Below are 20,498 nucleotides of genomic sequence, written 5' to 3' on the forward strand. Positions count from 1 at the left end.
ACGCCCCTGCTTCATGACGTGTCCTGGTATGGCGGGCGTCCGGTGACGCCGTCGAATGTTTCGATGATGATCATCTGGCCTTGACGACAGGCGGGGCATTGCCTGAGGGAATGCCCGGTGAGGTCCTCGTAGCGGTCGCGATAGTCCTTTGCGGATCGGCTGTCCGACGGCTCTGGAACTGGCATGCCGAGCAGGTCACGACAGCAGGCGAGCTTTTGCGCGCGATAGCGATTGCCGAGGAAGCCGTAATAGCGGATGCGATGGAAGCCCTCGGGCAGGACGTGCAACAAGAAGCGGCGAATGAACTCGTCGGCCGCGACGGTCATGACCTTCTGCCGACTGCCGTGCCGATAGTCCTTCCAGCGAAAGGCGACTTTGCCATCCTCGATGGCGACGAGGCGATTGTTGGAAATGGCGACGCGGTGGGTATAGCGGCCGACGTAGTCGAGGACCTGTTCGGGTCCGGCGAATGGCGGCTTGGCATAGATGATCCACTCGGCCTTTCGTAGCGGCGCCAGATAGCGCCGGAAGGCATCACGCTCGCTCAAGGCCTGCAAGTCAGAGAAGAACTTCAACAGGCCGGCGTCGAAGGCTTTCTCCAGGTGCTCCAGGAACAATCGTCGGAACAGGCGCGAGAGCACGCGGACGGGCAAGAAGAAGCCGGGCTTGCAGGCGATCCATCGCGTGCGGTCCGGCGAGAACCCGCCACCTGGCACGACGCAGTGCAGATGCGGATGATGAAGCAGGTTCTGGCCCCAGGTGTGCAGCACGGCGAAGAAACCGATCTCGGCGCCCAGGTGCTTGGGGTCGGCGGCGATGATGCGCAGGGTCTCGGCGGTGACGCGGAAGAGCAGGCCGTAGACGAGCGCCTTGTTCTGATAGGCAATGGCGGCAATGGACTCCGGCAGCGTGAAGACGACGTGAAAGTACTGGGTGTCGAGAAGCTCGGCGCGACGATCCTCCAGCCATTGCGCGCGGGCCAGCGATTGGCAGCGGGGGCAATGCCTGTCGCGGCAGCTGTTGAACGCGATGCGCCGGTGGCCGCATTGATCACATGCTTCGACGTGCCCACCGAGTGCGGCGGTCCGGCACAATTCGATCGCCGTCATGACGCGGCGCTGGGCGGTCGACAGCGACGCGTCATGCTGTGCGCGATAGGCTTCGCCGTAGCAGCGGAAGATATCCGCCACTTCCGGCACCGAGCGGGCCATTGCCGCGCCGCTCAGAAGTACTGCGGCTTGGCGGGCGGCGGCGGGGTGGGCGCCGGACGCGGCAGGAGCTCGAAGGGGCTCGACGTGGCGCACACCTTGTTGGTGGCAATCCGCAGGTAATGGGCGGTGGTCGCGAGGCTGCGGTGACCGAGCAGCAGTTGAATGGTGCGCACGTCGGCACCGGCCTCCAGCAGATGGACGGCGAAGGCGTGTCTCAAACTGTGTGGCGTGACCGGTTTGGACAATCCGGCGCGTTGATGCGCCTTCTTGCAGGCATCTCCTACGGCGTCCCGTGTGATTGGCTGGCCGGGGCGATCGCCGGGGAAAAGCCACTCCTTTGGCCGCCGCATCTTCCAATAGTCACGCAGGATCTCCAGCAGCTTGGGCGACAGCATCACATAGCGGTCCTTCTGGCCTTTGCCCTGCTCGATGCGGATGACCATTCTCTGGCTGTCGATGTTCGTGGGCTTCAGCTGCACCGCTTCTGAAATACGCAAGCCGGCGGCATAGCAAGTGGTCAGGATGGCGTGGTGTTTGACGTCGAGGACGCAACCGAGGAACCGCTGAACTTCCTCGGGACTGAGGACGATCGGCAGCCTCTGCGGCTTCTTGGGTAACGGCAGGACCTCTTCAGGCGCCCAGTCCCGATCGAGCGTCACAGTGTAGAGAAAGCGCAGCGCCGCAATGGCGGTGTGGATCGAGCCGGGCGCCAGCTTCTTCTCGTTGACCAGATATACCTGATAAGTCCGAATGTCCTCGCGCCCGAGCAAGTCCGGTGACTTACAGAAGTAGCGAGCGAACAGCGACACCTGTTGTAGATACGACAGCTGGGTGTTGAGCGCGAAGTTGCGCACCTGCATGTCCTCGCTCATGCGCTGGCGAAGTTGGGTCATGACAAACTCCTCCTTGTCCGATGGAATGGGCTGCAAGCAGCCACTCCCATGCTGACGCAGTCGGAGCTTGTTGTGGACACATGACCAGCGCGACAGACGACGCGATCAACACCACGCCGGCGGCACACACCTTCCTTGCCGCTCCGCATTCGCGGAGCGGGTTAGTCCTAGTATGTTATGTGGCGCGCCACATAACCGCATAGCGGCGCGGTCTACGTCTTCCGGGCCAAGCGCACCGACCGGATCAAGCTGATCTTCTGGGACGGCACCGGCGTCTGCCTCTATGCCAACGATTTGAATTCATACTGCATCTCTCTTCTGGCTTCAGTTGAAGGTTTTGGCTTGGCTTTCGTACTGGTTACGCGCGGCGACGCGATCAACGAGTTGGTTCCAGCGGCTGCATTGCTTTTGCGGTAGGTCTGCCGTGGGAAGCTCGTACAGGTAGTAGTGTCCGTTGTAGGCATGGCTGCGTATTTCGCAAAAACGGGACAGTCGTTCCGCTAAATCGCGGACAGCAGTTTCACTAACTCGCGGACAGCAGGATGGGGTCAGCCCTCGGTTGCCTGGTTGAACTCATTTGCGATTGATTTCGCCGTTTTCGGCGCCGGTCAAGAGCGGCGGTGTTTTTTGCTTTCTCATGCTGTCGCCTTCGAGGGTGAGGCGATGGGCGTTGTGGATGATCCGGTCGAGAATGGCGTCGGCGATTGTCGGCTCGCCGATCATGGCGTGCCACTGGGCGATCGGCAGTTGCGCGGTGATCAGCGTCGATTTCCGGCGATAGCGCTCCTCGAAGATTTCCAGCAGATCGAGACGCTGCTGGTCGGTTAGGCTGTGGGTGCCCCAGTCGTCAAAGATGAGCAGTTGCACCCGAGCCAGTTTGTCGATGAGACGGGGAAAGCGGCCGTCGAGACGCGCCAGGGCGAGATCCTCGAACAGACGCGGCATGCGCAGGTAGAGCACGGAATGGTCGAGCCGGGCGGCCTGACGTCCGAAGGCGCAGGCCAGCCAGGTCTTTCCGGTGCCGGTCTGCCCGGTGATGATGAGGTTCTCATGCGCCTTCAGCCAGGCGCCCTGGGCCAGCGACAGCGTATTGCGCCGGTCGAGCCCACGATGCGCGGCGAAGTCGATGTTCTCGATGCAGGCGTCGACAAAGCGCAGCCTGGCAACGGCGAGACGGTTGGTCAGACGCTTGTCGGCACGCATGGCGGCTTCACGATCGAGCATCAGGCCAAGCCACTCGTCGCGACTGAGATCGTCGGCGTTGCTCTGGTCGGCCAGGTCCCGATAGGCGGCGGCCATTCCGCCAAGGCCGAGAGCCTGCATCTGGTCGAGGGTTGGATGTGTCAGCATGGTTGGTTTCCTTCCTTCATTGATAATAGGAGCCGCCGCGGATGTTGGTGTGCGATGGCGTGGGCTTGACCGGCTCGGCCGCGGGCGGCACACGGTCGAGGCCGGATTTGAGGATGGCTTTGACGGAGGAGTAGGTGATCGCATTGATGGTCAGTGCCCGCGCGCAGGCTGCCTCGAGCCGATCCCGCTCGTAGCGACGGGCCAGCGAGAGGATGCCAAACGCGGAGCGGTATCCCTGCTCGGGATGGGGACGGTCGCGCATCATCCGCTCGACCAGGATGGCGGTGTTGGCGCCGATCCCGGCTGCCTGCCGGATCAGGTTCGCCGGCGTTGTGTTGGCATAGCGCTGGTGCGCCTTGGGCATGTGCTCGTTGACGGTGACATGGCCGCAGCGCTGCGAGCGGCGGACATGGCTGGCGACGCGCTTGTGATCATGGAAGAGCTCGACCACCCGGTGAGTGAGCCGCACATCCACGCGCCGCCCGATCAGCGCGTGCGGTACCGAGTAGAAGGTCCTGTCGATCTCGACATGGTAGTCGGGATGGACCTTCGCCGATTTCCACTCCGCATATTCGAACGGCGCCGGCGGCAATGGCGACAGGGCCGTTCGTTCGATCTCCTCGAACAGCTCCCGGCGGCTTTTGCCGACGTGGCGCATGGGGCGGTTGTTCAGATCCTCCAGCAACACCGCGATTGCGGCGTTGAGATCGCCGAGACTGAAGAAGCGCCGGTTGCGCAGCCGGGCCAGGACCCAACGCTCGACGATCAGCACCGCGCCCTCGACCTTGCCCTTGTCGCGCGGCTTGCGGCTGCGGGTCGGCAGGATCGTCGTGTCGTAATGTTCGGCCATGGCGGCGAAGGTCTGGTTGAGCGTCGGCTCGAACCACAGCGCCTTGGCGACGCCGGCCTTCAGATTGTCGCAGACGATCGCCTTAGTTACCCCGCCGAAGAAGGTAAGTGCCCGGCACTGGCCCTCGATCCAGTCCGGCAGTTTCTGGCTGAAGCTGGCATGGGCGAAGGTGAAGGACGACGCGCCCAACACCGCAACGAAGATCTGAGCCTGGCAGATGACGCCAGTATCGGGATCGACGACGGGCACGGTGTGGCCCGCATAGTCGGTCTGCATCACCGCGCCCGCCTCGTGGCGATTGCGGAACGTCGCGCTCGACCGGCGCTGGAAAGCGCCGAACCGGTCGCAAAACCAGGTGTAGCCATAACCATCGGGGTGCGCCGCGCGGTATTCCTGCCACAGAAGCGTCAGCGTTACGCCCTTGCGCTTCAGCTCGCGCGAGATCATCGCCCAATCGGGCTCGTCCAGATCCTGCGGCGGACGGCCAACCCGGCGAAACAGAAGCCGCTCGACCAATGCGTCATTGTCATAGCCCGGCGGCAGCGGCCAGCCTGAGATGCCAGCCTCACGCGCCCGCAACAGATAGGTCGAAACCGAAGTCTTGCTGATCTTCAGCCGTTCCGACACCGCACGCACCGAGAGGCCCTGCTCATGCGTCAGGCGCAGGATCGATCGTTGGTCTTTCACTGTCGTTCGTCTCGCTTGCTTCCGTCTTGGCATGGCCCCTCTCAACCGATGATGAGAGGGCAAAATGCCAGAACGGCGCTCCCGAGAACCGACCGTTATATCCGCCCCAAAAACTGTCCGGGAATTAGCGGAATCACTGTCCCGTAATTACTGAAATCGCTGTCCGCGAATTAGCGGAATGGGTGTCCGCGAATTTCTAAAACACGCAGGCATGGCTGGTGACGAGGCCGTGTTCAGCCCATCTGGCGAGGGTATGCTCATGGATATTGAGGTGTGCGGCCGCCTCTTTTTTTGTCAACATCCCACGATCCCGGAGGCGGTCATAGCGTGATCTCAGCTTGTACTCGCGAACGAGATAGGTGACGCGTTTGGTTGTGAAGCGAGCATTGCGCTGGTCACGGCGCGCCACGGAACCTGGACGATATCCCTGATTATTGAGAATCTCTGCGATCTCGGAAAAAATATGATTATCGAGGAGTTTGTCGATCAATTCGATGATGTCGGGGTTCGTCTTGATCTGCTGGCTGGGCGATTTTGGGCTGATGGTGACGAGCGTCTGCGTTTGGCCGCCCTTGAAGCGAATATGAGCCTTGGTTGTGCCTCTCTTGGGTAGTTTGAGGAGGGTGACGTCCTCAATGATGTGGGCAAGCAGGCGCTTTCGCTCGCGGTTCGGAGTCTCTGGATTGGTCCAGAGCTTTTTGAAGTCCGCCGTCATTGCGACCAACCGCTCGTGGACGGCCTTATCGAGGATGAATTGATCGTGCTCCCGGCCGCGCTCGCGCTCTTCGCGGGCGTTAGCCAAGATGCGGAGCTTCCCGTTCCATTCGCCTTCGAGCGTGTCGGCGACGAGGCGGTTATTGGGATCGACGAGCATGAAACGGCGCTGGGCGAGATCGGCTTCCGTTTGGGCACGCTCGATCGCGCGACAGCGCAGCCGGTCCGCTTCTTCATGTCGCGCTTCGATCTCCTTGCGGACTTCAATCGCCAGTTCGATGGCCGCCGGGGTCATCTGCTCGGCGATCAGCATGCCGATGGCTTCGTCGACGGGAGGTGCAGCGATCGCCTGGCACAAGGGTTCACCGCGATTGCTACGGGCGCGATCACAAACGTACCAGGCTTCCTGCCGGCCACGCCGGGCAGCATAGCGCATGTGAAAATGCCTGCCGCACTGCCCACACACGACCCGCCCCTGCAGCAGCGCCGAGCCCTCCCGCGGAGGTGATGCGACCGCCGCGTTCCATTTATGGCAGATGTTCGACTTTAGAATCCTCAGATTCTCCTGATGCTGCTCCCAATTGATATAGCCGGGATGGGCATCTGGAATACACGCCGTCCAATCGTCACTAGCTTGTTCACGCACGAGCTTTTTGCCATCAATGGTTCGTCGATAGCGACGGCGGCCATAAGCATAGGCTCCGGCGTAACGTGGATTGTGCAGCACGCGCATCGCCGTCGAAGGCGTCAGTGGCCGGAAAACCGTCTGGCTGTCGTGCAGGCGGGAGGGAAAGAGAATGCCTTCCTGACGAAAGGCCTTGACGGTCTGGGAGGCGGATCCGACGCGAGAGAACGTCTCGAAGAAATGGGCGATCGTCTCTCTGACTTGCATGTCTGGATCAAGCGTCACATTGCCGGAATGATCGTAGACCATGCCGGTTGGCAGTGGGCAACGAAACTCGCCGCGGCGCGCCTTGTTGAGGATGCCGCCGCGCAGTCTTGCCTTGATCACATGCAGTTCGGCCTCACTCATTGTTCCCTTCAGGCCGAGCAGAAGCCTATTATTGAATCCCGCCGGGTCGTAAATCCCGTCTTCATCGAGGATGAGAGTGTCGGCGAGAGCGCAGATCTCCAGCAAACGCTGCCAGTCGGCATTGTTGCGCGCCAGACGGGAGACCTCCAGGCCCATGACAATCCCGGCGCGCCCCATGCCGACGTCGCTGACCAGCCGCTGAAATCCTTCACGCCAGACCGCCGATGCGCCGGATTCACCCTGATCGTTATCGATGACGATGATCTGCTCTTCTCGCCAACCAAGGGCGATGGCGCGCCCGCGCAGCGCATATTGCCGCATGGCGCTCTCGGTATTGTCGATGACTTGCCGCATCGAAGATTGGCGGATGTAGAGGTAGGCGCTGCGTTCGAGGTGATGAGACTGGACTTTGAGGTGTACATTCATGGTGCTCTCCGTTGGTGGATGCTCATGGCGATGGTCGCCAGGACATGAACGACGGCGCTGAGTTCGCCGTGCGCCGGTCGGGTGACCAATGACAGGTAAATCTGCTCTTGATCAGGACTTGCCGCTGCAGGCAGGGCGCGGGCCCATCCCCACATGCCACGGCGCAGAAAAAGCATGAGGCCGCTACGGGCTTTGAGCGGCAGAGCTTCGCCGAGAGCCGCGCTGCGCAGCACTTCGTACAGCTGCGTGATGGCCGGCGATGAACATGCCGATGCCGTGGCAACGTCTACCGGATCGTTTTTTTTAACACCCGCTCGATCGTCCTGGGATGAAGTGCAATATCGAATTCGTTGCGGACCAGTTTGGCGAGTTCGCGCGCACGAACGGGTTCGCCCGGGGCCAGCCGCGCCTGCAGAAATGCCAGGACTTCGTCGTCGACCTTGTGGGGACCGCGGGGACCCGGCTTTGCCGGCACCAGTCCGGCAATCCCCGTCGTGTCGAAGTTTGCCTTGGCCTGGTAGTAGGTTGGCCTTGAGACACCATACTCGTCGGAAGCGTCCGTTACCGAGACGTTGTCGATGGAGACACGACGCAGCATCTCGTATTTGACCTGCACCGCGTCGTGCGGATCGAAGAACTCGCTGCCGCGGAACTTCGGATCGCGCACCTTCTCGGGGTTTGGATTGAAGGTGCCCTCGTTGATGAGGGTATCGATCTTTGATCGCTTGCCGCCGTACTTCGCAGGCATTGCGGGCTCCGAGTGTGAGATCGAGTATATGTGTAAATACATTTATACCGCAGTTCTCGTTTATATCAAGGATGCCCCCACATCGAATCGACGATAATTGCCGGAAAATATGGGACACATCGCTCATTCTGAGCCCTCCTGCGGCATAATCTCGTTTACAGTAGCGGCATAATTATCCTTACACTCCGCTCGCGATCGCGCGGTCGATCTGCCACAAAGGTGTTCCACCATGCTGGCCAGTTCCATCAAGTTCGAAACCAGAAAGAGCGCGCGCCCGTTGCTCGCGACAACTTCTGGATCAATGCTCACAAGATCAGTCCATTGAGGGGGAAGCGGCCATATGGCGCCATCGTCGGTCTGCAACAGCAAGCGTTCGCCCTGCAAGTTACCTCGCTTACCAACGCAGGGCAGCTGCCGTCCGAAAAGGGGATGAAACTGATGTGTAACCAGCACTAGCTGCTGACCTGCGCTGGCTGAGGCTGCATTCTCAGATAAGGTACAAGCGTTTGGAGGATGGGGAGTTCCGCTGGCCGAAAGTGCATGACGGCATGATGCGGCTGACGGCCGCGCAACTGTCGGCGCTACTCGAAGGCCTGGACTGGCGGCGGGTCCACGAGGCGCGCCGGACCCGCGTTCCGGCGCAGGCAGGCTGATCCGCGACCAAGTGAATCAGCCTGGATTCCACTGTCGCCCGGCGTTGACGAATATGGTCTGATCCGGCCATGGCGATGACGGCTGACCAGCTTCCCGACGATCCGGACGCGCTGAAGGCGATGGTCCTGGCGCGCGACGTCGAGAATGCCCGCCTGATCCAGATCATCAAGGAATTGCAGCGTCATCGCTTCGGCCGTCGTGCGGAGACGCTTCCCGAGGATCAGTTGCTGCTGGGGCTCGAAGAGGCCGAGCAGATCGAGGCCGCCGGCGAGGAAGAGAAGGAACAGCCCGATCCTGGCGAACGTCAGGCGCGTGTCGCCAAGCGCCGGGCGAATCGCGGTGCGTTGCCACCCCACCTGCCGCGCACGGAGATGGTCGTCGACATCGAGGACCATGCCTGCCCGTGCTGTCGCAATGGCCTGCACCGGATCGGCGAGGACGTGAGCGAGCGGCTCGACATCGTTCCGGCGCAGCTGCGCGTGATCGTGGTGCGCCGGCCCAAATATGCCTGCCGCGCCTGCGAGGACGTTGTCGTGCAGGCTCCGGCGCCCGCGCGGCTGATCGAAGGCGGCCTGCCGACTGAGACCACCGTCGCGCAGGTGCTGGTGTCCAAATATGCCGATCATCTGCCGCTCTACCGGGTATGTTGACATCAACATACACGATAAGATGTTGCGCACGGAATTATGCTGCGGAGGCCCCGGTTCTCCCTGAGTTTCAGGCGATCCCAAGCAATCTCCGCAACATAATTTTTTGAAGCACAATCGATGCCATGATCCAGGCGCCAATAGCAAGGAGACCTGGATTATGTTTGAGGTTCTGTTTAGCCGGCCGTCTGCGATCGCACGATATCGTGCCGCTCCGTTGCTCAAGGAGCGGCTTCTATATCTTTCTCATTGCGAGCAAATCGGCATCAAGCTTGAGACATTGTGCAAAATCGCCGCCTACCAGCTGGACCTGGTGCGGATTCTGGATTTGCACGACAATGACAGTTCGAACTTGCTCAGGATTGAGAGCAGTTTCCGGCGATGGTCATTACCTGCCGAACGCAAGTCGCGCCCTCTATCGAGGCGTCAATTCGACGGTCACGCTGAGCGATGGATGCGCTTTATCGGTTGGCTGGGGGAGCCCGAGGTGGCGCGCCACTCCCATACGCGAGAGGTTACTATCTTTGCGACGCGTATGTCTTCCGAATACGGATGGGCGGCTGCCACCATCGAAGGTTGTCGCCGGACTGTCGATTTCTTTTTCGTCTGGTTGGACGAGAGAGGTGTCGATCTAGCTTCGGTCGGCATCACCATCTTCGATCAGTTTATCGCACGATGTCACGCGCACGCCTTCAGTCGATCAACGATCCATCTCTATGCGCGACAACTTCGTAGATTTGTCCGGTTCGCCGAGCAGCAGAGATGGTGCAGGCCGGGACTGGCCGACGGGATCATGCCGCCGCGACGCTACCCAGGCGAACGGTTCCGAAAGGATTGAGTCGGGATGAAGTCATTCGCCTGCTCGCGACTACTGAAGGAGACCGTCCTCGCGACATACGAGACCGGGCTATCCTGACGCTGCTGATCACCTATGGTCTACGCGCCGGCGAGGTCAGCGGCCTTCAGCTCGGCGATTTGGACTGGGAGCAGGAGATGCTGCGGGTGCGCTGCCCCAAGCCCGGACGTACGCATCTCTATCCGCTTTCAGCAGGCGTGGGGCAAACAGTTCTGCGTTACCTGCGCGAGGTCCGCCCCAAGCACATCAATCGGAGCCTGTTCCTGACGATGAAGGTCCCGATTAAGCCGCTTAACCGGGGGGTAATAAAGTGGATTGTTTGCAGCCGTCTTGATCGTCTCGGAATCAAAGGCAAACGCCGTGGACCGCATGCGTTACGCCATGCTGCGCTCAGCACCTGCTTGATCAAGGTCTGTCGATGAAAGCGGTCGGCGACTATCTCGGCCATCGAAGCACCGCGGCTACCGCGATCTACGCCAAGGTGCAGCTCGCCGCCCTTCGCGAGGTTGCGGAGATTGATCTGGAGGGGCTGCTATGATCCTCCGTGACGCGATCGACCACTATGTAGCATGGCGTCGAGCCCATGGTGCCCGATTTATCACCAGTGCAAAGACATTGTACCAATTCTGCAAGAACGTCCCTGAGCATGTTCGCTGCGATGGTGTTGCAGAAAGCGAGGTGCGAAGATTCCTCGCCGGAACCGGTCCGCTCACTCGTTGGCGTGCTAACAAGTACGCTGCTCTCGCCGGATTTTACCGTTATGCGATCAGCCGCGGATATGCCGCCCTGTCGCCGCTACCGGCGGCGGACGAAGAACCGAGAAAGCGGCAATCGGCGCCATCTTACATCTACTCCCGCGAAGAATTGCAGCGCCTCTTCGGGGCGATTGGTATCAGCCGCAAGCGCGGCATTCGGTTCGATGCCGAGACGTTCCGTATACTGCTATTGATCCTGTACGGAGCTGGACTGCGAACCAGCGAGGCGCTCCATCTGTCCATGAAGGATGTCGACCTTGCGGAAGCCATTCTGACGGTGAGGAACACCAAATTCTACAAGAGCCGCCTCGTTCCCGTTGCTCCCCAGCTCGCCAACGCCCTTAGGCGTTATGCCGAACGACGTTCGGACCGTCCGCTGCCCGAAGGGATGGCGTCCGCCTTCCTTGCAAACCGCGACGGAACACAGGTGAGGAAGCACAATGTCGACCATGCATTTAGACGGCTGCTCGAGGCCGCCGGAATCAATCGCAAGGATGACGGCCGGCGTGCCCCGTGTCTGCATGCCCTGAGGCACACCGCGGCCGTGCACCGGCTGACGTCGTGGTACCGCGCGGGTGCAGATGTGCAACGGCTGCTGTCGGCGCTCTCGACTTATCTCGGCCACGCTAACCTGGACGGTACAAGCGTCTACCTGTCCATGACGCCGGAGGTGCTACACGAAGCGTCGGTCTGCTTCGACCGCTATGTCAATGGAGGAGACCATGCGTGATCCCCGCACTCTCGGCCCTTGGCTCCGGCGGTTCCTGGCTGATTACATCGTTACTGAGCGCCGGCTCGCCCGCAACACGCAAATGAGCTACCGTGACAGCTTCACGCTGCTGCTGCCATTTATCAGCGCCAAGGTCCGCAAACCAGCGGACCGTCTGGATGTCGAAGATATCGCTCCAACTCGCGTGCTGCAGTTCCTTGCCTATCTTGAAGAGGACCGCGGCTGTACGGTGCAGACCCGCAACCAACGCCTGACGGCGATCCGGTCCTTCGCCCGCTTCGTCGCCAGCCGTGATCCGGCCCATCTTGCCTGGTGTGCACAGATCCGCGCGATTGCGACGAAGAAGGCTGCACCGCAGCCGATCTCGTGGATGACCAGGGATGAGATGGAGGCCCTGCTAGCGGTTCCCGACCGCCGGACGCTGCGCGGCCGAGCCGACCATGCCTTATTGCTGTTCCTCTACAATACCGGAGCCCGGGTCTCGGAAGCAACAAGATTGCAGATCGACAGTCTCCAGATCGGCCGGCACGGCGACAACCATGCGCTTGTCACCCTTTACGGCAAAGGCGGCAAAATCCGTCAATGTCCATTGTGGCCACGCACAGAGGATACGCTTGGCAAACTCATTCAGGGACGTGCAAACAGTGATCCCGTCTTCCTCAGTCGCCATCGCAAGCGCTATACCCGGTTCGGGGTCTACCGGCTCGTCGAGCGATGTGCGGCACACGTACCAGCGCTTGCGGCACGGGCGATCACTCCGCACGTGATCCGTCACACAAGCGCCTGTCATCTGTTGCAGGCGGGTGTCGATCTTAACACCATCCGCGCATGGCTCGGGCATGTCAGCCTCGAGACCACCAACATCTACGTCGAAATCGATATCGAGATGAAGGCGAAAGCGATGGCGTTGTGCGATGCCTCAGCATGGCAGCCACAAAGGCCGTGGAAGGAGGACAAGGGTGTGATGGCGTTCCTGAATGCAATTTGATCTTAGAAAAATATGTTGCGGAGATTGCTTGGGATCGCCTGAAACTCAGGGAGAACCGGGGCCTCCGCAGCATAATTCCGTGCGCAACATCTTATCGCCAGGCGCAGATCTACGCCCGGCAGGGAATCAATCTCGATCGCTCCACGCTCGCCGATTGGGTCGGCCGCGCCGCCTGGCACCTGCGTCCGGTCCACGAGCGGCTGCTTGGCAAGCTGAAGTCCTCGCCAAAACTCTTCGCCGACGAGACGACCGCGCCAGTGCTCGATCCCGGCCGCGGCAAGACTAAGACAGGTCAACTCTGGGCCTATGCCCGCGATGACCGACCATGGGAAGGGAGCGACCCGCCGGGCGTCGCCTATGTCTATGCGCCGGACCGAAAGGCCGAGCGTCCGATCGCTCATCTCGCGGGCTTCACCGGAATCCTTCAGGTCGACGGCTATGGCGGCTATCGTGTGCTGGCCGACAAAAGCGGCGTGACGCTCGCCTTCTGCTGGGCACACGTGCGCCGGCGCTTCTATGAACTGGCCGTGTCCGGACCAGCGCCGATCGCCAGCGAGGCGCTCAGACGGATTGGCGAACTCTACAAGATCGAGGATGACATCCGTGGCCGATCGGCCAACGAGCGTCGTGCGATGCGTCAAGACAAAAGCCGCGCCATCGTCATCGATCTCGAGCCCTGGCTTCGCGAGAAACTCGGTCTGATCAGCCAGAAGACAAAGCTCGCCGAGGCGATCCGCTACACGCTCTCGCGCTGGGAAGGCCTCTCGCGCTTCCTTGACGACGGCCGCATCGAGATCGACAGCAACACCGTCGAACGCTCGATCCGTCCGATCGCGATGCGTGAGTCATTATGCACTCCCTCGTCAAGTATCTGTAAACATTGGAAGCGTGTCCACGTCGGCAACGCGACACGGGCGACCTTTTCGGGCCACCGCCGTTTTGATCGACCCCGATGCCAAGTCGTCAGCACGGATTTGATAGGGTGCGCCAGGAACAACCTGTGCAGCAGGAAGAACGCCGGTTTTGATAAGGCGCCGTATCGCGTGATTTGTGACGCCTAAAGCCTTTGCTGCTTCGGTCATCGTGAGCCATTCACCGTCTTTTTCAGCGGATCGATAGGCATGGATTCCACGCACGCGCCGAACAGAAGAGACGCGGTGCGCCGTCCACGTTTTTCCCTGTCCGGTGGGTAATCCCATTCGATTGAGCGAGGCGGCGATATGCTCGTCAGACCAGCGACCGGCCATGCTGCGCATCACCGCCAAAGCGTCTTCGGTCGTGGCGCAACCGTGCTCGCCAGCTCGAGGCTTGCGAACCCGCAGTTCTGAGTGCTGGCCGCCCCGCCAATGGATCATGAGCACGACGTCCCGTACCGCGTCGTCGACATCGACGATGATGTCGGCGATCAAGGTTCGTAGCAGCTGCTGGCGCGCACGCATCGTCACGTCAGGTCCATTCCAAGCTGCTGACAGGTTTTCTGCCATATTGGCGAAGGCACTGGGATCGACCTCAATGGCCGGTGGCCTGCCAGTAGGCTGGCGGGTTTCAAGATCCCGCAAGCGGCGCAGCGTCGTCTCCCAGCTTTTCTCCAGCTGCGCAGCTATCAGGCGATTGTCGGGATCACAGGCAGCGTAGCGGCGCTCAGCAAGATTGGCCTCGTAACGGGCCTGCTGAAGTTCCAGATCGAGGATCTGGCGTTGATCATCTTGTCGTTCCCGGTGCATCCGCTCCGCCTCGAACGCGGCCTCGATCGCCAAGGGTTCTACCGCTCGCAACAGCTCACGCGCAACAGCCGCGTCAACCCGTGGGCCGCCGAAGGTCATGCACCTGGGCAAGCCCATCATCAGGTTTGGCTTGTCGCAGCGATAGACAGGTCGACTTTGCGGATTTCCGGTATAGGCAACGCTCAGTCGCCGCCCGCACCGTGCACACGTCATGATGCCCGACAGCAGCGCTTTCCCGCCGCGGCCCGATTTTACGCCGCCGGCGCGACCGTAGTTGTTGAGTGCCAGCTGCTTCTGGTTTCGCTCGTACTCATCCCAGCTGATATAACCCTCGTGATGACCCTTGATCATCACCTCCCAGGTTCCGACAGGCTTGCCATGCCCGTAGCTTCGCCGCGCTCGTCCGTCGACAATGGAGGTTCGCTTTTCGCTTTTGCCGTAGACGTAAACACCTGCGTAAAATGGGTTTTTGAGAACGGCGATGACATTGCGATAACGGATCGGCAGCCAGACGAAGCTGGTCATGCGCCCCTCATCAGAAGGCCGAGGGAAGTGGATCTGATCCGCTATCATCGACAACAATACCTGGCGCGCGCTGCCGAGTTCACGGAAGCGCGCGAAGATGAACCGGATTACCTCCTGCAGCCGTATATCTGGGTCGAGCCCAAGCCCAGCTTCGCGATGCCAGATGTAACCGAACGGTACCGCCAGGCGCAGCTCCCCCCGGCGCGCCTTCGACCTGGCGGCCTCGAGCATCCGTGCCTTCAGCACGCCCAGTTCGAACTCGCTGATGCTTCCCTTCATGCCCAAGAGCAGACGATCATTAGGCAGGCAGGGGTTGTAGACGCCATCGTGGTCGATGACTCGGGCTTCGACAAGTCCACACAACTCGAGCAGATGATGCCAGTCCCGCCCATTGCGTGCGAGCCTCGATGCGTCCAGGCACAATACGGCGCCGATCTTGCCCGCGCACAACCATGCAACCAGCCGATCGAAGCCGGGGCGCGCCACTGTTCCGCTTGCTGATCGGCCGAGATCGTCGTCGATGACTTCGATATCGGCGAAGCCGCGCTGTCGCGCAATGTCGACCAGATCATATTGCCGTCGCTGGCTCTCCAGGTTGGTCATGACCTGGGACTGCGTCGACTGGCGTACATAGACGACGGCCTTGCGCTTCAAGAGCGCAGTTGGGATCAGATCAGTGCTGGTCATCATCGAGCTCCTCGACGATCAGACCGGCGGCCTGCATGAGGATTTGAGCGAGCGTCAGCAAGGCCTTCGCCCGCTCCACTTCGTTCATCCCCTCCAGCCTGTGGGGTTCGAATATCAGGCTCATCTGCCTGCCCGAGGTCGGTGCAGGCACGTTGTGCTGTTTCATCGACTTTCTCCCGTGCGATTCCATTCTCGCTCGGGAAGTTTGTGGAAACAGCGGCCGGCGTGACCAGCCTCTTCAGATCAGACAAGGCCGTGAGATCAACCTGTGGCGGGCCAAATGTCATGCCCGCGCAAGCGACCGAATCCACCATCCAGCCTGGAATCGATACGACAATGCCCGATGGGCATTGCACCTTGAGAAACTGGCCAGTTACCCGCTGCTCCACACGCCGCACGCTGACCTTTCGGCCAAAATATGGATGCCAGCGATAATGAACTTCCAGTTCGTCCCCGACATGGGCACAATGAACGGGTGATGGCGCTCAACCGCAAGAACGCGCTCTTCGCAGGCTCTGACGGCGGTGCCGAACACTGGGCAGTCATCGCCTCGCTGATCGAAACCTGCAAACTCAACGATGTCGAACCGCTCGGCTATCTCGCCGATGTCCTCTCCAGGATCGTCAACGGCCACCCCAACAGCCAGATCGACGACCTGCTGCCTTGGGCTTACATCCCGGCTCCCGAGCTCAAGGCCGTGGCCTGAGAACACCGCTTACTGCTGATCTAGCGGTTTTAGGACTGCGCACCCATGCGCGTCCTCTGTGCGCGCCGTGAGCGGAGCCGTCTCGCGAGAGCTGGCATCGGCTGCGAGCCCGTGTGCGTATCTCGCAAAAACGGGACAGTCGTTCCGCTAAATGGCGGACAGCAGTGGAGTGCACCCCTAGACTGAGACACAGAAAATCGCGGACAGTTTCCCTGCAAGGAGAGGAAACTAGGGCATGGCCGGACGGCAAAGGGTCATTGATGAAGATCAAAAACTGGAGCTTCTCCGGCGCATGGAGGCGGGCGAACCCGTCAGCAAGTTGGCAGATGAAGTTGGCATCAGTCGTCAACGACTTTACGAGTGGCGTCATCATCTCAGGCTTCATGGTAATCTGACAAGGTCTTCGTGGATTATTCCGGCAAGAAGATCCCGATTGTCGATCGCAAGACCGGCGAGATCCCCGAGGCAGAGATCTTCGTGGCGGTGCTGGGTGCCTCCAGCTACACCTTTGCCGAGGCGAGCTGGACGCAAACGCTGCCCGACTGGATTGGCTCGCATGTCCGGATGTTTCGGTTTTTTCACGGCGTTCCCAGACTCGTGGTTCCCGATTTTGTTCCCGGGAACAAAATCGCAGTTTTGTGTCCAACGCCATTATGTGGCGAACGGATTTAAAACCCGCATTTGCGAACATTATCGTTGCACTAGTGGCAACATAACGGAGCGCTCATGGCATGGTGTTCTCGTTGTTTCCTTAGGAGATTATCATGCTGGAGAAGGACTACATCCGCCCTTTTACTATCGATCGCATTCAGGAGTCCTGGATCGCCTCAACAGTCGAACTATAGCGCGACAATCTGGGGTTCTTCCGCATATTTGGTGCAGGTGCCGGGAGTCACGGGCGGTGCGAATGAGTCCATAGAGTCGGAATCGCAGTCGACGCCGGTGATTCGCCCGTGCTCCATGCCTTCCGCTCGCTGGTCTCGCCCGAGCTTTCGATTGTCCAAATTCTCCCACAGGCCGACACGGTGGTGCTTGTAGCCCGGCCGAAGGCGACAGAATCGTGCTGTCCCTCCTGCGGCTGCCGAACCGGCCGCGTCCACAGCCACTACATGCGCCGGGTGGCTGATCTGCCGTGGCAGGGACGGGTTGTCGAAATCCGGCTTCACGTTTCGGTGTCGGCCTCGCGCGGCCACATTTCAAGCAACGTGACAACGCCGACCTCTGTTGTGTGTTCAGCTGTCTCCGATTGAAGGAGCCTGTGTTCGGAACCTGACACACTGTCGCGCAAGTATTCCGCATCGGCTCGAAACACATGGTTTTGCCCTCGTACTCGTTCGTTGGCCCGCCGATTGCATGCTCGTCGGTTGGCCGGCCGTACCGGTGCGCGGGGTCCAGAGAGCTGATCCCATAAGCAATCAAAATCAGAGCGAATGAACGTGACAGCAGGCAAACATCAAAGGAGTAGCTCATGCGAGTAGCCATCGTGACGAACAGTGATTTTAACGGTGTAATTAACCGGTTCGGTCAGCCTTGTCCGTGGCCGCCGGAGCGCCGCACGCCAGAAGACGTAGTGGCAGCACTTCAACAGGGCGGCCACGAGACGCTATTATGTGAAGGCGATAAACGACTACTCGCCACGCTCGAGCGATTCATGCCACCTGGTCCGCACGACCGCCCCTCGGGAATGGTCTTCAACTTGGCGGAGGGAATTCAGGGCGAAAAGCGCGAAACCCACGTTGCTGCCATGCTTGAGATGGCCGGTGTTCCATACACTGGATCTAGCCCGCTCGGGATTGGGCTGACGTGCGACAAAGTCGTTGCCAAAATGCTTATGCGCGATAAGGGCGTGCCGACACCGAACTTTCGCGTCATGCGTCGCGGCACCGAGAGTGCCGCCGACCTGCAATTCCCAGTAGTAGTCAAGCCGCGCCACGAATGCGCCAGCGTCGGATTGCAGCTCGTACATGAACGTTCTAAGTTGAAACAGGCCGTGGAAGTGATCGCCACCCAGTATGCGCAGGATGCGCTCGTGGAAGAATACATTGAGGGGCGGGAAATCTGGGTTTCGCTTCTCGGAAACGAGGAACTCGAAGTTCTGCCTATGGTGGAGTACGACTTCGGCGACCGCGAAACGCGTCTTATGGATTGGGACGCGAAATTCGTTGCGGCCGCGGCGGTGCCGAAGATTTGCCCGGCGCAAATCGAGAGCGGGCTTGAGACGATGTTACGGGATATTTCGGTTGCGACCTTTCGGGCCTGCCATTGCCGGGACTATGCCCGCGTCGATTTCCGGATTGATCGCTCCGGCCAGCCGTTTGTCCTAGAGATGAACTCGCCGGCGGGGCTCAGTATGCATAATTCTAGTTATCCCACAGCCGCAATGACCGCCGGATACAGCTACTCAAGCTTGATCAATCGTATCCTTAATGTCGCCCACACCAGGTGTTTCGGATTCGGCATCCCCTAGGCACACGCGTCGAAAGAGGCGCAGACCGGCGTTGGTGCATGGATCCGGATTGAGCGGTTGGCGATCTTTGAAGCGGCAGACTATGCCGTGGCTGCCTTGCACTGGATGCCGACAGCGGCGAGATTATTGCCCATACCCTGACTAATCGGGACACTGGCGATGTCTCTCAAGTTAAGCCACCACTCGACCAGATTGGCGTTCCGATCGGACAGTTTGCTGCCGATGGTGCCTAAGATGGAAAGCCAACTTAGGACGCAGTCTTCAATCACAGCGCGGCTGTTGCCATCGTCATCCCCCCTCGCGTCAACGCGGCCGAACCGATCGACGATCGCCCTTCAGACCAAAGGGACCACCATATCGCCGCAATCAGCAGAGACGGCCGGATGAAATGGCAGGACTCCAACGGTTCCAGCCAACGCTCGCTGGTCGAGACCGCCATAGGGCGATACAAGTCAATCATCGGGGCGGAGTTTGCGGGCACGGTCGCTTCCCGTTCAGCAGACCGAAGTCGCCATCGGCTGCGCCGTCCTCAACGACCTAGACAACTTCGATCCATCCCCTTCCGCCCGATCCGGAGTGGCCACCCCGGATCGGGCATCTCTTACTGGACCAAACGGCTTGGAAAGTCATAAGACAAGAGAACTCCAAGAGACGCGATCCGCAGGGGCCCAACGCCAAAGCCATGCTGTTGTTACGCGACGCAGAAGACCTCCCTTGGCGTATTCGAATGGCTCGACAGTTTCGGGATGCTGGCGCGGCGAGCGTTGGAGCGATCGGGCGGCACGCAGCCCAGTGCGTCGTGACGGCCAACACTATACATGACTAATTCGCCTGGGGGCAAAAACCAAAGTTGCGTACCCAACGCTGTCTGCAGAACCGGAAGGCGTATCGGCATGCATGCGACACAAATGTTAGAAATCCGACGCAAGAGCAAAACAGAAGTTTTGTCAGCAGGGCTATCCTACTGTTTGAGCCGATTTTTTCGTTTGGCACGGCACATGCTTGGCTGACTGCAACGGTGTCAAGAAGCGTGGCGATGTCAATTGGGGGTAAAAGATGGATCTAGGGCTTGACGGCAAGGTGGCAATGGTCGCGGCCGCCTCAAGCGGCTTAGGTTTGGCCACGGCTGAGGAGTTAGTCAACGAAGGCTGCCGCCTGTCCATCTGTGGGCGGGATCCGGGGCGGCTAGAAAGAGCAATGGATCGGTTGCGCAGCAAAGGCGCCGAAGTGCTGGCGCGCGCGACCGATGTAACCGACTGCGTGGATGCAGCAGCTTGGGTTGCGGAAACAGCGGTGCATTTTCGGTGTATCGACATCTTGGTGACAAATTGCGGCGGCGTTTCTGCCGGGCCGCCCTCGGCCATGACGCCCAAGGATTTCGACGATGCGTTTGACCGAGTGCTTTTACCTTCGATCAATCTGGTTACGGCTGCCTTGCCGTATCTGCGGCGCTCGCCGGCGGGGCGAATATTGATGCTCGCTTCCGAGGCTATTGTACGGACTCCGGTACATTTCGCGCTGTCGGGTGTCGCACGAGCAGGGCTAGTGCCTTACTGCCACACGCTCGTACAAGAATTGTCGGGGGAGAGCATCACGGTAAACGTGCTTGCTCCTGGAGCACACAGCACCGCGATTCACGAAGCCAATCGCCTCGGCGACCACGCCGAAGCCATCCGTGCGCTCGAGGATAGGACCCCGGCCCGACGCCTTGGCGATCCCTCGGAATTCGCAGCAGTTGCTGCATTCTTGGCCAGCGCCCGCGCGGCCTATGTCAGCGGCGCTCTGATCGTCATCGATGGTGGGCTGAGTGCAACCGTCTGAACCATTCATCGCACTAGGAGCCATCG

At 60.3% G+C, this 20,498-nt stretch carries 16 protein-coding genes and 8 pseudogenes; 15 read left to right on the top strand and 9 right to left on the bottom strand.

Features of this window, described 5'->3' with window-relative positions; translation table 11 throughout:
- Positions 1 to 11: 11 nt before the first annotated feature.
- Together NKL04_RS19765 and NKL04_RS19770 are read right to left on the bottom strand one after the other, a co-directional pair.
- On the bottom strand, positions 12 to 1,211 hold the full coding sequence (locus NKL04_RS19765; RefSeq protein ID WP_023699561.1) for an IS91 family transposase: 1,200 nt from the start codon (positions 1,209 to 1,211) through the stop codon (positions 12 to 14).
- An 11-nt stretch (positions 1,212 to 1,222) separates the two neighbouring features.
- The gene (locus NKL04_RS19770) at positions 1,223 to 2,104 is read right to left on the bottom strand and encodes a tyrosine-type recombinase/integrase (protein ID WP_352724270.1); all 882 of its coding nucleotides are present in this window, start codon (positions 2,102 to 2,104) and stop codon (positions 1,223 to 1,225) included.
- Positions 2,105 to 2,311: 207 nt separating this feature from the next.
- Here NKL04_RS19770 and tnpB (NKL04_RS19775) point away from each other — a divergent pair.
- Positions 2,312 to 2,521: pseudogene (gene tnpB, locus NKL04_RS19775) on the top strand (IS66 family insertion sequence element accessory protein TnpB); the annotation flags it as partial.
- Between the two features lie 156 nt (positions 2,522 to 2,677).
- Here tnpB (NKL04_RS19775) and istB read toward each other — a convergent pair.
- The 5 genes from istB to NKL04_RS19800 all read right to left on the bottom strand — a co-directional run bounded on the left by istB (position 2,678) and on the right by NKL04_RS19800 (position 8,365).
- Positions 2,678 to 3,454 (bottom strand): IS21-like element helper ATPase IstB, encoded by a 777-nt coding sequence (istB, locus tag NKL04_RS19780; RefSeq protein ID WP_023699544.1) that lies wholly within the window; start codon positions 3,452 to 3,454, stop codon positions 2,678 to 2,680.
- Between the two features lie 16 nt (positions 3,455 to 3,470).
- Entirely contained in the window at positions 3,471 to 5,024 is a 1,554-nt protein-coding gene (gene istA / locus NKL04_RS19785; protein WP_023699545.1) for an IS21 family transposase, read from the bottom strand.
- 163 nt (positions 5,025 to 5,187) lie between these two features.
- Positions 5,188 to 7,164, bottom strand: a complete 1,977-nt coding sequence (locus tag NKL04_RS19790; RefSeq protein ID WP_023703248.1) for a recombinase family protein — start codon at positions 7,162 to 7,164, stop codon at positions 5,188 to 5,190.
- A 286-nt stretch (positions 7,165 to 7,450) separates the two neighbouring features.
- Positions 7,451 to 7,912, bottom strand: coding sequence for a helix-turn-helix domain-containing protein (locus NKL04_RS19795; protein WP_023703246.1), 462 nt, complete (start codon positions 7,910 to 7,912; stop codon positions 7,451 to 7,453).
- A 123-nt stretch (positions 7,913 to 8,035) separates the two neighbouring features.
- Positions 8,036 to 8,365: a DUF5372 family protein gene (locus NKL04_RS19800; protein WP_198029350.1), complete on the bottom strand. Its 330-nt coding sequence runs from the start codon at positions 8,363 to 8,365 to the stop codon at positions 8,036 to 8,038.
- A gap of 38 nt (positions 8,366 to 8,403) precedes the next feature.
- Between NKL04_RS19800 and tnpB (NKL04_RS19805) the strand changes: the two genes are divergently transcribed.
- The 7 genes and pseudogenes from tnpB (NKL04_RS19805) to tnpC form a co-directional block, all read left to right on the top strand.
- A complete protein-coding gene (tnpB, locus tag NKL04_RS19805) occupies positions 8,404 to 8,565 on the top strand; it encodes an IS66 family insertion sequence element accessory protein TnpB (RefSeq protein WP_280938730.1) in 162 nt (53 codons plus the stop codon).
- A gap of 69 nt (positions 8,566 to 8,634) precedes the next feature.
- Positions 8,635 to 9,207 (top strand): annotated as a pseudogene (locus tag NKL04_RS19810) (transposase domain-containing protein); the annotation flags it as partial.
- Positions 9,208 to 9,373: 166 nt separating this feature from the next.
- The gene (locus tag NKL04_RS19815; RefSeq protein ID WP_050593622.1) at positions 9,374 to 10,051 is read left to right on the top strand and encodes a site-specific integrase; all 678 of its coding nucleotides are present in this window, start codon (positions 9,374 to 9,376) and stop codon (positions 10,049 to 10,051) included.
- Complete coding sequence (locus tag NKL04_RS19820) at positions 10,048 to 10,491, top strand: tyrosine-type recombinase/integrase (protein WP_352724274.1); 444 nt, start codon at positions 10,048 to 10,050, stop codon at positions 10,489 to 10,491. Before NKL04_RS19815 ends, NKL04_RS19820 begins: the two co-directional genes overlap by 4 nt.
- A 112-nt stretch (positions 10,492 to 10,603) precedes the next feature.
- Positions 10,604 to 11,554, top strand: coding sequence for a tyrosine-type recombinase/integrase (locus tag NKL04_RS19825; protein WP_023703241.1), 951 nt, complete (start codon positions 10,604 to 10,606; stop codon positions 11,552 to 11,554).
- Positions 11,547 to 12,374 (top strand): annotated as a pseudogene (locus tag NKL04_RS19830) (tyrosine-type recombinase/integrase); the annotation flags it as partial. The gene NKL04_RS19825 and the pseudogene NKL04_RS19830, both read left to right, overlap by 8 nt.
- A 44-nt stretch (positions 12,375 to 12,418) precedes the next feature.
- Positions 12,419 to 13,426: pseudogene (gene tnpC, locus NKL04_RS19835) on the top strand (IS66 family transposase); the annotation flags it as partial.
- On the opposite strand, the gene NKL04_RS19840 reads toward tnpC, so the two are convergent.
- The gene (locus tag NKL04_RS19840; RefSeq protein ID WP_023703239.1) at positions 13,406 to 15,478 is read right to left on the bottom strand and encodes a recombinase family protein; all 2,073 of its coding nucleotides are present in this window, start codon (positions 15,476 to 15,478) and stop codon (positions 13,406 to 13,408) included. The pseudogene tnpC and the gene NKL04_RS19840 sit on opposite strands and share 21 nt — an antisense overlap.
- Positions 15,465 to 15,644 (bottom strand): hypothetical protein, encoded by a 180-nt coding sequence (locus NKL04_RS19845; protein WP_023703238.1) that lies wholly within the window; start codon positions 15,642 to 15,644, stop codon positions 15,465 to 15,467. The genes NKL04_RS19840 and NKL04_RS19845 overlap by 14 nt, the downstream gene beginning before the upstream one ends.
- A gap of 306 nt (positions 15,645 to 15,950) precedes the next feature.
- On the opposite strand from NKL04_RS19845, the pseudogene NKL04_RS19850 reads away from it, so the two are divergent.
- The 7 genes and pseudogenes from NKL04_RS19850 to NKL04_RS19880 all read left to right on the top strand — a co-directional run.
- Positions 15,951 to 16,184 (top strand): annotated as a pseudogene (locus tag NKL04_RS19850) (transposase domain-containing protein); the annotation flags it as partial.
- Positions 16,185 to 16,419: 235 nt separating this feature from the next.
- A pseudogene (locus tag NKL04_RS19855) lies at positions 16,420 to 16,560 on the top strand (helix-turn-helix domain-containing protein); the annotation flags it as partial.
- A 17-nt stretch (positions 16,561 to 16,577) separates the two neighbouring features.
- Positions 16,578 to 16,793 (top strand): annotated as a pseudogene (locus NKL04_RS19860) (IS21 family transposase); the annotation flags it as partial.
- A 419-nt stretch (positions 16,794 to 17,212) separates the two neighbouring features.
- Entirely contained in the window at positions 17,213 to 17,434 is a 222-nt protein-coding gene (locus tag NKL04_RS19865) for a transposase family protein (RefSeq protein ID WP_280938729.1), read from the top strand.
- A gap of 218 nt (positions 17,435 to 17,652) precedes the next feature.
- Positions 17,653 to 18,651 (top strand): D-alanine--D-alanine ligase family protein, encoded by a 999-nt coding sequence (locus NKL04_RS19870; protein ID WP_023703234.1) that lies wholly within the window; start codon positions 17,653 to 17,655, stop codon positions 18,649 to 18,651.
- A 95-nt stretch (positions 18,652 to 18,746) separates the two neighbouring features.
- Positions 18,747 to 19,185: pseudogene (locus NKL04_RS19875) on the top strand (transposase); the annotation flags it as partial.
- A 522-nt stretch (positions 19,186 to 19,707) separates the two neighbouring features.
- Entirely contained in the window at positions 19,708 to 20,472 is a 765-nt protein-coding gene (locus tag NKL04_RS19880) for an SDR family oxidoreductase (protein WP_023703232.1), read from the top strand.
- Positions 20,473 to 20,498 lie beyond the last annotated feature (26 nt).

It is taken from the genome of Mesorhizobium sp. C264A, assembly GCF_040324515.1.
In the GTDB taxonomy this organism is placed as follows: Bacteria; Pseudomonadota; Alphaproteobacteria; order Rhizobiales; family Rhizobiaceae; genus Mesorhizobium.